Origin of the sequence: Candidatus Dactylopiibacterium carminicum, assembly GCF_014736495.1 — a bacterium.
GTDB classification, from domain to species: Bacteria; Pseudomonadota; Gammaproteobacteria; order Burkholderiales; family Rhodocyclaceae; genus Uliginosibacterium; species Uliginosibacterium carminicum.
Genome location: NZ_MDUX01000025.1, coordinates 38,885 through 49,780 on the forward strand (window position 1 = coordinate 38,885; position 10,896 = coordinate 49,780).

The 10,896-nt window shown below is 65.1% G+C and carries 7 protein-coding genes and 3 tRNA genes; 3 read left to right on the forward strand and 7 right to left on the reverse strand.

The window, feature by feature from the left end; translation table 11 throughout:
• Positions 1 to 27 precede the first annotated feature (27 nt).
• The 3 genes from BGI27_RS09260 to BGI27_RS09270 form a co-directional block, all read right to left on the reverse strand.
• Positions 28 to 102: transfer RNA gene (locus BGI27_RS09260), tRNA-Thr, on the reverse strand.
• A gap of 12 nt (positions 103 to 114) precedes the next feature.
• Positions 115 to 188 (reverse strand) — tRNA-Gly (locus BGI27_RS09265).
• 92 nt (positions 189 to 280) lie between these two features.
• Positions 281 to 366: transfer RNA gene (locus BGI27_RS09270), tRNA-Tyr, on the reverse strand.
• 98 nt (positions 367 to 464) lie between these two features.
• Here BGI27_RS09270 and BGI27_RS09275 point away from each other — a divergent pair.
• On the forward strand, positions 465 to 1,625 hold the full coding sequence (locus BGI27_RS09275; protein WP_095524589.1) for a class I SAM-dependent methyltransferase: 1,161 nt from the start codon (positions 465 to 467) through the stop codon (positions 1,623 to 1,625).
• Positions 1,626 to 1,633: 8 nt separating this feature from the next.
• Here BGI27_RS09275 and BGI27_RS09280 read toward each other — a convergent pair whose 3' ends face one another.
• The 4 genes from BGI27_RS09280 to BGI27_RS09295 are packed head-to-tail and all read right to left on the reverse strand — an operon-like array spanning position 1,634 to position 5,680.
• Positions 1,634 to 2,602, reverse strand: coding sequence for a CapA family protein (locus BGI27_RS09280; protein ID WP_095524590.1), 969 nt, complete (start codon positions 2,600 to 2,602; stop codon positions 1,634 to 1,636).
• Positions 2,599 to 2,964 carry a hypothetical protein gene (locus BGI27_RS09285; protein ID WP_223871714.1) on the reverse strand — a complete coding sequence of 122 codons (366 nt, stop codon included), beginning with the start codon at positions 2,962 to 2,964 and terminating at the stop codon, positions 2,599 to 2,601. Before BGI27_RS09285 ends, BGI27_RS09280 begins: the two co-directional genes overlap by 4 nt.
• A gap of 11 nt (positions 2,965 to 2,975) precedes the next feature.
• Positions 2,976 to 3,449 (reverse strand): cyanophycin metabolism-associated DUF1854 family protein, encoded by a 474-nt coding sequence (locus BGI27_RS09290; RefSeq protein WP_095524592.1) that lies wholly within the window; start codon positions 3,447 to 3,449, stop codon positions 2,976 to 2,978.
• Positions 3,446 to 5,680 carry a cyanophycin metabolism-associated ABC transporter gene (locus BGI27_RS09295; protein WP_095524593.1) on the reverse strand — a complete coding sequence of 745 codons (2,235 nt, stop codon included), beginning with the start codon at positions 5,678 to 5,680 and terminating at the stop codon, positions 3,446 to 3,448. Before BGI27_RS09295 ends, BGI27_RS09290 begins: the two co-directional genes overlap by 4 nt.
• Positions 5,681 to 5,856: 176 nt before the next feature.
• Here BGI27_RS09295 and BGI27_RS09300 point away from each other — a divergent pair, with 176 nt between their 5' ends.
• On the forward strand, positions 5,857 to 7,986 hold the full coding sequence (locus BGI27_RS09300) for a cyanophycin synthetase (RefSeq protein ID WP_095524594.1): 2,130 nt from the start codon (positions 5,857 to 5,859) through the stop codon (positions 7,984 to 7,986).
• Positions 7,987 to 8,018: 32 nt separating this feature from the next.
• On the forward strand, positions 8,019 to 10,592 hold the full coding sequence (cphA, locus tag BGI27_RS09305) for a cyanophycin synthetase (protein ID WP_095524595.1): 2,574 nt from the start codon (positions 8,019 to 8,021) through the stop codon (positions 10,590 to 10,592).
• Positions 10,593 to 10,896 lie beyond the last annotated feature (304 nt).

The following is a 10,896-nucleotide window of genomic DNA, read 5'->3' on the forward strand; positions in this document are numbered from 1 at the left end:
GCAAATGTCAGAAATATGAAAGAAGAATGGTGCCCTTGACGTGGATTGAACACGTGACTTCTCCCTTACCAAGGGAGTGCTCTACCACTGAGCTACAAGGGCACTGCAAAACACTGGAGCGGGTGAAGGGAATCGAACCCTCGTCATAAGCTTGGAAGGCTTTTGCTCTACCATTGAGCTACACCCGCTCAAACTGATCACGACTCACCCGGCAACCGGGCGATCAACACCTGATCCGCTCCTGCTCGCTAGATCCGCTTACACGGACTTCGCTTTAAACTGGTGGAGGAGGTTGGATTCGAACCAACGTAGGCGTAAGCCAACAGATTTACAGTCTGCCCCCTTTAGCCACTCGGGCACCCCTCCAGCGAGGAACGCAGAACTATAGTGACCGTTTCTGGATGAGTCAAGCCCTTTTTGCTTCGGACAGCAGGTTTTCAGCACTCGCCGTTAGAATCCACGGCATGGATCCCAATCTGCCCGTACCCGACGCCGCTTCGCAATCCACCATCCTGACCACAAGGATCCAGGCCGGAATCCGGCAGGATGGATGGATCAGCTTCGCACGCTTCATGAGTGCTGCGCTCTACACACCCGGCTTGGGCTACTACTCGGGAGGGGCACGCAAATTCGGCGAAGAAGGGGATTTCGTCACCGCCCCCGAAATCAGCCCCTTGTTCGGCCAGGCACTGGCCCGGCAGGTTGCACAGATAATGGCGGCCAGTGCTTACGAAGTACTGGAGGTCGGCGCCGGCACGGGGCAGCTGGCCTGTGATCTGCTCCTGGCGCTGGAAGCGCTTGATGCCCTGCCCGAGCGTTACGGCATTCTGGAGCTATCCGGTGAATTGCGTCCGCGTCAGCGGGCTTTGCTGGAAGCGCGCGCGCCTCACCTCGCCTCCCGTGTGTATTGGCTGGATGCCTTGCCCGATGGATTCTCCGGCTGCGTGGTGGCCAATGAAGTGCTCGACGTGATGCCCGTACAGCGTGTGGTCTGGCGTGCTGACGGTATCTTCGAGCGTGGAGTGGCGCTGCAGGCGGATGACCGTATGGTCTGGCAGGATCGCCCTGCCACGGGTCGCCTGCTCGCTGCAGCGACAGCACTCCGGATCCCCTTGCCTGAAGAAGGCGAGTACATCAGCGAAATCTGCCTCGCCGCACGTGCCTGGGTGGCCGAATGGGGTCGACGCCTGACACGCGGTGCGCTGATCCTGATCGACTACGGCTATCCACAGTCGGAGTACTACCTGCCCAGTCGCAGCAGCGGCACGCTGCAGTGCTACTACCGCCACCGCGCCCACGATGATCTGCTGGCCTGGCCCGGTCTCAACGATCTCACCGCATTCGTAGACTTCACTGCGGTGGCCGAGGCAGCTCATGCCGCAGAGCTTCAGGTGGCAGGTTATGCCAACCAGGCCAGTTTCCTGACGGACTGCGGCATCCTCGACTGCCTGGCCGCCATCGGTTCACCTGAACAACCCGCCTACCTACGCGCAGCACGTGCCGCATTGCGGCTGCTCGGCCCGCACGAGATGGGCGAGCTGTTCAAGGTGCTGGTGCTGTCGCGCGGACTGGAAGATCTATCCTGGGTCGGATTGCGCAGCGGCAACCGAATCCACGCACTCTGACCGGCAAATCACCAGTCGCTAGCAGTACACGCGCGCACCTCACGCCCCCCTCGCCTGCCACAAGGCGTTCTCGCCCCTAGCACAGGATGCGGCGTGCCATCGGCATCCATCCGAGCTTCCAGCGTATCCCAGGCCACCACACCTTCGGCATCCAGGCGCAAGCGAAGCAGCCAGCCCGTCTTTTCCTCGCGCCTCTCGAATCCGTCGAACACGAAGTTGCCCAGGCTATAGATGATCGGGCGGCCACGATGGATCTCGACATCCTGTGTTACATGAGGGTGCCCGCCCACCACAGCCGCGGCGCGCGCATCGGCCAGCGGCATGCCCTCCCACCCCCAATGCATGAAAGGGATGACCAGATCGGCACCATCGGCACGCGCCGCCCGGATGTCCGCCAGCACCTGGCTATCCTCGCTCCAGGCGATGCCCGGCCAGCCCGCCCCGGCCTCGAAACTGCGTGGTTTGTATTCGTTGTATCCCAGCACGGCAATCTTCAGACCGTCACGCACGATCCATAGTGGCGCATGCGCTTCGGCAAGATCGCGCCCACCGCCGAAATGCCCGACCCCCTGCGCGTCGAGCAAGGCGATGGTTTCCAGGAAAGCACTCTGTCCGTAGTCCCCGGAATGGTTGTTGGCCAGCGAAACAGCGTCGAATCGCCCCTGCAGCACCCGCAAGACCTCGGGTCGGGAACGAAAGGTGAAGATCTTGTTCGGGTGCGCCCGGCCGCTCTCGGCAATGGGCGTTTCCAGGTTGGCAATGCGGTAATCCGCCCGCGCCAGAATGGCGGCAAAGGGCGCCAGCGGATCCCCGCCCCGCGCGATGAGTCGTCCGGGGCCATCGTCGAGCATGACATCCCCGGCAAACAGCAAGGTTAATGACCTGTCAGCACGGGCCTCATCCGGGAGCAGCAAGGCAAGCAACAGCAGAAAAAACTGCCCTGCCAAGGCAGCGCCGAGCGATATCCGCCCGCTCATGGCCGATCCTCGATTTCGCACCAGTACTGCAGCTCACTGTCACGGATGGGCTCGTAGATCCGTTGCTCGCCCGTGAAGCCATGGCGGCCACGGGTGCGGGTTGCCGCAGGATGGGAAAAACTCGCCTGATGCAGCAGCACCGGGCCATCCGGATGGTCGACATAGGTGTAGAGCTTGACGGCCGCAGGCTCGAAAACGGGGCGGAACAGAAAATAGAAGCCGATGGCCTGTGGTGCCTGCACATAGGCATCGCGGACCTGCCTCAGATGCGCCTGCCGCAGGATCTGCGTTTCACCGCCATAGCTGATGTGGCAGGCCAGTGTTGTAGCACCCGCCGGCACGGCAAACAAGGCCAGGAGCACGCACAGCAACCTCACAGGAAGCGGTCAAGCAGCCGGCGCGAATGACGATCCAGCGCCCGGACGTCCCGGACCATGAACTGGATGCCGTGTGCGTCCGCCACTAGCAGGATGCCACCGGGCAATCGGCGGATATCCTCTTCTCCCTTGAGCACGAAACGCGTCGTGCCCCGGCTGGTCTCTACCTGCCAGGTACTGGGCGTGGCAAAGCTGGATACCGACACCAGTCGCATGATCTCGGGCATGAATTCGCGCGCCGCCAGCGCAGCCGCCAGCAGATCACGCATGCCATCGGGCAGTTCATTCAGCGACGGGATCCACAGCAGTTCGTGGCCATCCTGATCGACGATGGAGACCCCTTCGTCGGGCGCCGAGACCGGATGCGCGCGTACCGGCAGCACGTTGTCGTGCCGACCCCCATTCGCATCGATCAGCACCAATTGGCCAAAGGCATTGTGCTCGAAGGCGAAGTCCACCTGGCCCATCATTCGCCCCCTTCCAGCAAGGTCTGCTCGGCATTGCGCAGTTGCGCCTGATACAGGCGCCAGTAGGCCCCCTCTGCAGCCATCAGCTCATCGTGGTTCCCCACTTCCACGATCTGCCCCCTGTCCATCACCACCAGCCGGTCGGCCTTGCGCAAGGTGGACAAGCGGTGGGCAATGGCAATCGTGGTGCGCCCCTGCACCAGATTGTCCAGCGCACGCTGGATTTCCTTCTCGGTTTCGGTATCCACCGCAGAAGTGGCTTCATCCATGATCAGGATGCGCGGATCGATCAACAGCGCGCGCGCGATCGAGATGCGCTGGCGCTCGCCGCCGGAAAGCCCCTGGCCGCGCTCGCCGACGATGGAGTCGTATCCCAGCGGCAGAGGCAGGATGAATTCGTGCGCATGGGCCGCGCGTGCTGCGGCGACGATTTCCTCGCGCGTAGCCTCGGGTTTGCCGTAGGCGATGTTCTCGGCCACCGTGCCGAAAAACAGGAAAGGCTCCTGCAACACCAGACCGATGTGGCGGCGAAAGTCCGCCAGCGCCACGCTGCGGATATCCACGCCGTCGATGCTGATGCTGCCTTCGCTGACGTCGTAGAAACGGCAGATGAGATTCACCAGCGTGCTCTTGCCCGACCCCGAATGCCCCACCAGGCCGATCATTTCGCCTGGCCGGATATCCAGCGACAGGCCACGGATCACCGAACGGTTACCGTAGCGGAAGCCGATCTCGCGCAGGCTGATCGCCCCCTGCACGCGCGGCAGCGGCTGTGGATTGACGGGTTCCGGCACGCTGGAGACGTGGTCGAGGATATCGAAGATGCGCTTGGCGCCGGCTGCGGCCTTCTGTGTCACCGAAACGATGCGGCTCATCGAATCCAGCCGCGTGTAAAAGCGGCCGATGTAAGCAAGGAAAGCCGTGAGCACGCCGACGGTGATGCTCTCGTGCGCCACCAGCCAGATGCCGAAAGCCCATACCACCAGCAGACCGATCTCGGTGAGCAATGACACCGTTGGCGAAAACAGCGACCAGGTCCGGTTGAGCTTGTCGTTGATCGCCAGGTTGTGGCGGTTGGCGGTGCGGAAACGCCCGGCCTCGCGGGATTCCTGCGCGAAGGCCTTGACCACGCGGATGCCCGGAATGGTGTCGGCGAGCACGTTGGTCACCTCGGCCCACACCCGGTCGATCTTCTCGAAGCCGGTGCGCAGCCGATCGCGCACCAGATGGATCAGCCAGGCGATCAGCGGCAGCGGCAGCAGAGTCGCCAGCGCCAGCCAGGGATTGATGGAGAACAGGATCACCGAGGTCATGACGATCATCAGCACGTCGGTGATGAAGTCCAGCGCATGCAGTGACAGGAAGACGCTGATGCGGTCGGATTCCGAGCCGATGCGTGCGATCAGGTCGCCCGTACGCTTGCCACCGAAATACTCCAAAGACAGCCCCAGCAGGTGCTCGTAGGTCGTGGTGCGCAGATCCGCCGCGATGCGTTCGGATACCAGCGCCAGAATGTAGGTCTTGGCCCAGCCCAGCAGCCAGGAAACCAGCGCCGCGCCCAGCAGGCCGCCCAGATACATCGCCACCAGATGCGGCTCGATCTGCTGCCCGTTCTGAAACGGGATCAGCACTTCGTCCATCAGCGGCATGGTCAGATAGGGGGAGACCAGCGTGGCAGCAGTAGCGCCCACCATCAGCGCGAAGCCGGAAAACAACTGCCAGCGGTAGGGCCGCGCAAAGCGCCACAGGCGCAACAGCGTCCAGGTCGAGGGGGCCTCATTCACCGTGCGGGCGCACAGCGGGCACTCATCCTCTCCCGGCGGCAGCGGCGTCTTGCAGGTTGCGCAGACGGCTTCCTCCACCGGCTGCAGGCGCTCGCCACTGGCCAGCGCCTCGATGCGTCGCTCAAATTCGCCAAGTAACCTCAGAGCCGCCAGATTCTGTGCCAGCGTGAAACGCCAGTGCGCGAGGCGTTGCTGCCCATCCTCCAGCGCCAGCAGCGCCACGCCGGCATGGTCGCCATGGTTCAGCCTCAGCCCGGCGCGCAGCGGCCAGTCCTGCCAGCCGCCCGACGCATCCACGGCGATCAGGCGTCGTTCGGTGAGCAACAGCAACCCGGCCGCGAAATGCAGCCGGGCATCCAGATCCAGCGGCAAGCTGGCCACGACGGATTCGCCGGAATCGAGGCGCGCGGCCAGATCGGAGGACCACGGAGAAGGAAGCTCTACGGACATGACGGAGATAAGGGAAACAGCTGCACCATGACGGGGCAATGATTGGGCGGCGCCATCATAAACCCGCGTACACACCGCTGGAGCAAGCTATGAAATAAATCGTGCGGCGGTAAACTCCGCACCAGACTGACGCGTTACAAGGCCACCTGGCGCCCCTGGACCCAGCCCGAATCCTCATGAGCAAAGACATCCGCATTCTCGAAACGCTGCACCTGCGTGGTCCCAACATCTGGACCTACCGTCCCGCCGTGGAAGTCCGCGTCGATATCGACGAGCTTGAGGACTTTCCCTCCAACACCCTGCCCGGCTTCTACGAACGCCTGTCCGCCTGGCTGCCCGGGCTGATCGAACACGAATGCAGCTACGGCGAGCGCGGTGGTTTCCTGCGCCGCGTACAGGAGGGCACCTGGCCAGCACACATCATGGAGCACGTGGCGCTGGAGCTGCAGACCCAGGCTGGCCAGCGCACTGGTTTCGGCAAGGCACGCAGCACCTCGCAGCGCAGTGTCTACAAGATCGTCATCCGCTCGCGGCAGAAGGAAGTCAGCCTCGCCGCGCTGCGGGCTGCGCGCGATCTGGTGATGGCCGCCATCGAAGACCGGCCTTTCGACGTACCGGCCACCGTCACCCACCTGCACGAGCTGGCTGACTCACTGTGCCTGGGCCCCTCCACGGCCTGCATCGTGGATGCCGCGCAGGCCCGCAACGTACCGGCCATCCGCCTGCTCGAAGACGGCAACCTCGTGCAGTTGGGCTGGGGGCGCCACCAACGGCGCGTATGGACGGCCGAAACCGACCGCACCAGCGCCATCGCTGAAAACATCGCCTGCGACAAGGATCTCACCAAGAGCCTGCTGATCCCCTGCGGTGTACCGGTGCCTGAAGGCCAGGTGGTGCGCTCGGCCGACGAGGCCTGGGACGCCGCGCAGGACATCGGCCTGCCAGTCGTGGTCAAACCTTCGGACGCCAACCACGCACGCGGCGTATCGCTCGAACTGATGAGCGAGGAAGAAGTGAAGGCAGCCTACCCGATCGCCGACGCCGAAGGCAGCGACGTGATCGTCGAACGCTTCATCCAGGGTGTGGAACATCGCCTGCTGGTTGTCGGCGGCAAGCTGGTGGCCGCCGGACGCGGCGAACAGATCCACCTCACCGGTGACGGCCAGAGCACCGTACGCGCCCTGATCGACACACAGCTCAACAGCGACCCGCGCCGTGGCGATGCCGAAGAGTTCCCGCTCGAAACCATCCGCGTCGACAGCGACCAGGGCATGCTGCTTCTGCTCAAGCGCCAAGGCTTCACGCCCGACACCGTGCCGGCCGCAGGCCAGCGCGTGGTGGTGCAACGCAACGGCAACGTCTGCATCGACTGCACCGACGAAGTCCATCCCGAAGTCGCCGCCACCGCAGCGCTGGCCGCACGCATCGTCGGCCTGGACATCGCCGGCATCGATCTGGTCACCACCGACGTTTCCCGCCCACTGGCCGAGACGCGCGGCGCCATCGTCGAGGTGAACGCCGGCCCCGGGCTGCTGATGCACCTCAAGCCGGCCGTCGGCCAGCCCCGCCCGGTGGGTGAAGCCATTGCCGACCACCTGTTCCCCGAAGGCGATGGCCGCATCCCCGTGATCGGCATCACCGGCAGTGCCGGCACCACACGGCTGGCGCGCCTGATCGGCTGGCTGCTCTACGTCGGCGGCTACCATGCCGGCGTCGCCTGCCGCGACGGCCTGTTCGTCGATCAGCGCCAGTTCGAACGCGGTGACTGCGCCAATTTCGACGCAGGCCAGCGCCTGCTGATGAACCGCAAGATCGACGCTGCCGTATTCGAAACCGCCGCCGCAGGCATCCTCGCCGATGGTCTGCCCTACGACCGCTGCAACGTCGGCGTGGTAACCCGCATCGAGACGCCCACGGATCTCGCCCGCTTCGACGTGCATGACGCCGAAAAGCTCGCCAGCGTGCTGCGCACGCAGGTCGACGTGGTGCTCGAGTCAGGCGCCACGGTACTCAATGCGGACGATGCCCTGGTCTCCGGCCTGGCCGACCTGAGCGATGGCGCCGTACTGCTGTACGGTGCCAGTGCCGCGTCGCCGGGCATTGCCGAGCATTGCGCCAAAGATGGCCGTGCCGTGTTCCTCGAAGCCGGGCAAGTGGTGCTCGCCACCGGCCCCGCACGGCGCCATCTGAGAGTGCCCGCACAGCCTGAAGATCTGGCGGGCGTTGCCGCGGCCTGGGCCCTGGGCATTCCGGCCGAACTGATCGCCAGCGGCATCGAGAGCTTTGACGCCTGTCTGGTGCGCTGAGCGCACCGGCAACTCCACAAGGAATCGCATCCATGCAAGTTTCCCGCATCCGCGCGTTGCGCGGCCCCAACCTGTGGAGCCGCCACACCGCCATCGAAGCCATCGTGCAATGCACGCCGGCCGAATGCGCGCTGGCGGCCGAGGCCGGTTTCGAGGCCCGCCTGCGTGCCCTTTTTCCTCAGATCGGCGTGATTCGCGCCGGTGCCGTGGATGAAGCCCTTACGCTTGCCCATATGCTCGAGCTCGCCGCGCTGGGCCTGCAGGCCGAGGCCGGCTGCCCCGTCACCTTCAGCCGCACCACGGCCACCACGGACGCCGGGGTGTATCTGGTGGTGGTCGAATACAGCGAGGAAACCGTCGGCCGCCTGGCGCTGGAACTGGCCGAGTCCCTCTGCAACGCCGCCTTCAGCAATGGCAGCTTCGATATCGCGGCCGAACTCACCCGCCTGCGCGAGCTGGACGAGGACGAGCGCCTCGGTCCCTCCACCGGCTCCATCGTCTATGCCGCCGCCGCACGCAACATCCCCTTCCGCCGGCTCACCGGCGGCAGCCTGATCCAGTTCGGCTGGGGCAGTCGCCAGCGCCGCATCCAGGCCGCCGAGATCGATACCACCAGCGCGATTGCCGAATCCATCGCGCAGGACAAGGAACTCACCAAGAAACTGCTCGAAGCCGCTGGGGTGCCGGTACCCAAGGGCCGCCCGGCCAGCAGCCTGGAAGATGCTTGGGCCGCCGCGCAGGAGATTGGCGTCCCGGTGGTGGTCAAACCGCAGGACGGCAACCAGGGCAAGGGCGTGTCGGTGAACATCAACACGCGCGAACAGATGGAAGCCGCCTGGCTGGCAGCCAACGCCATCAGCGACGAGGTGCTGGTGGAAAAATTCCTCCCCGGCGCAGACTTCCGCCTGCTCGTGGTGGGCGACCGCCTGATCGCCGCCGCGCGCCGCGAGCCACCGCTGGTGCTCGGCGATGGCGTGCATACCGTGCGCGAACTGGTCGAGGAAGTGAACCGCGACCCGCGCCGTGGCGTGGGCCACGCCACCTCGCTGACCCGCATCCGCTTCGACGACATCGCGCTCGCCCGACTGGCAGAGCAAGGCCTGGAGGCTGAATCCATCCCGGCGCTGGGCCAGCGCGTGATCCTGCGCAACAACGCCAACCTCTCCACCGGCGGCACCGCCACCGACGTCACCGATGACGTGCATCCCGATCTGGCCGCACGCGCCGTGGCCGCCGCGCAGATGGTCGGGCTGGACATCTGCGGTGTGGACGTGGTCTGCGAAACCGTACACAAACCGCTGGAGGAACAGGCCGGCGGCATCGTCGAAGTGAACGCCGCGCCGGGCCTGCGCATGCATCTCTCGCCCTCCTACGGCAAGGCACGCAACGTCGGCGAGGCAGTGATCAGCACCATGTTCGCGCCGGGTGAGGACGCCCGCATTCCGGTCATCGCGGTCACCGGCACCAACGGCAAGACCACCACCGTGCGCCTGATCGCCCACCTGCTGGAAAAGAGCGGGCTGCGCACCGGCATGACCAACACCGACGGCATCTACATCCAGGGCAAACGGATCGACAGCGGCGACTGCTCCGGCCCGCGCAGCGCACGCAACGTGCTGCTGCATCCGGACGTGGACGCTGCGGTGTTCGAGACCGCGCGCGGCGGCCTGCTGCGCGAGGGGCTGGCCTTCGACCGCTGCCAGGTTGGCGTGGTCACCAACATCGGTCTGGGTGACCACCTCGGTCTGAACTACATCACCACGGTCGAGGATCTCGCCGTGCTCAAACGCGTGATCGTGCAGAACGTCGCCGACAGCGGCTACGCCGTGCTCAACGCGGCGGACCCCATCGTGGCCGGCATGGCTGCCAACTGCCCCGGTCAGGTGATCTTCTTCGCCGCTGACCGTCTGCATCCGGTGGTCGCCACACACCGCATGCAGGGCAAACGCGTGGTGTACGTCGAAAGCGGTGACCTGGTCGCCGCCGAGGGCAACACCGAGGTGGCTCGCATCGCGCTGGCTGGCGTACCGCTCACGCGCAATGGCAGCATCGGCTTTCAGGTCGACAACGTGATGGCCTCAATGGGCGCCGCCTGGGGCGTGGGGCTGAACTGGGACGCCGTACGCACCGGGCTGGCGAGCTTCGTCAATGATTCCGACAATGCGCCCGGCCGCTTCAACCTCTTCACCCACCGGGGCGCCACGCTGATCGCCGACTACGGCCACAACCCGGACGCCATGCTGGCACTGGTCAAGGCTGTCGAAGCCATGCCCGGCAAACATCGCAGCGTGGTGATCTCCGGCGCTGGCGACCGCCGCGACGAAGACATCCGCGAGCAGACGCGCATCCTCGGCGCCGCCTTCGACCGCGTCGTGCTGTACCAGGATGCCTGCCAGCGCGGCCGTGCCGATGGCGAAGTGCTTTCCCTGCTGCGCGAGGGCCTGGCCGGTGCCGGCCGCACCAGCATCGTCGACGAGATCCATGGCGAATTCCTCGCCATCGACCATGCGCTGGCCCAGCTCGAAGAAGGCGACCTGTGCCTGATCCTTATCGATCAGGTGGAAGAAGCGCTGGCACATATCGCCAGGCGCGTAGCGGAAGGCTGAAGGCAGGGCTGCGGTACGCCTGGGGGCCCAGGCTCCCCTGGCGACCTCATTCCGGCGCAAGCCGGAATCCAGGTTCTCGTTCCACCGTCTGGGTCCCGGCTTGCGCCGGGATGACCCCCATCCGTACGAAAGACGCTACGGAGCGGGCCCCGTAGGGTGCGCCATGCGCACCGATCACGGAGTCGCCCTGCTCAGTTATGCAGAGAAGAGAGGAACTGTTTGAGTTCCGGGGTCTGCGGGTTGCCGAATAACGCCTCGGGCGCCCCCATCTCATGCACCCGGCCCTGGTGCATGAAGATCACCC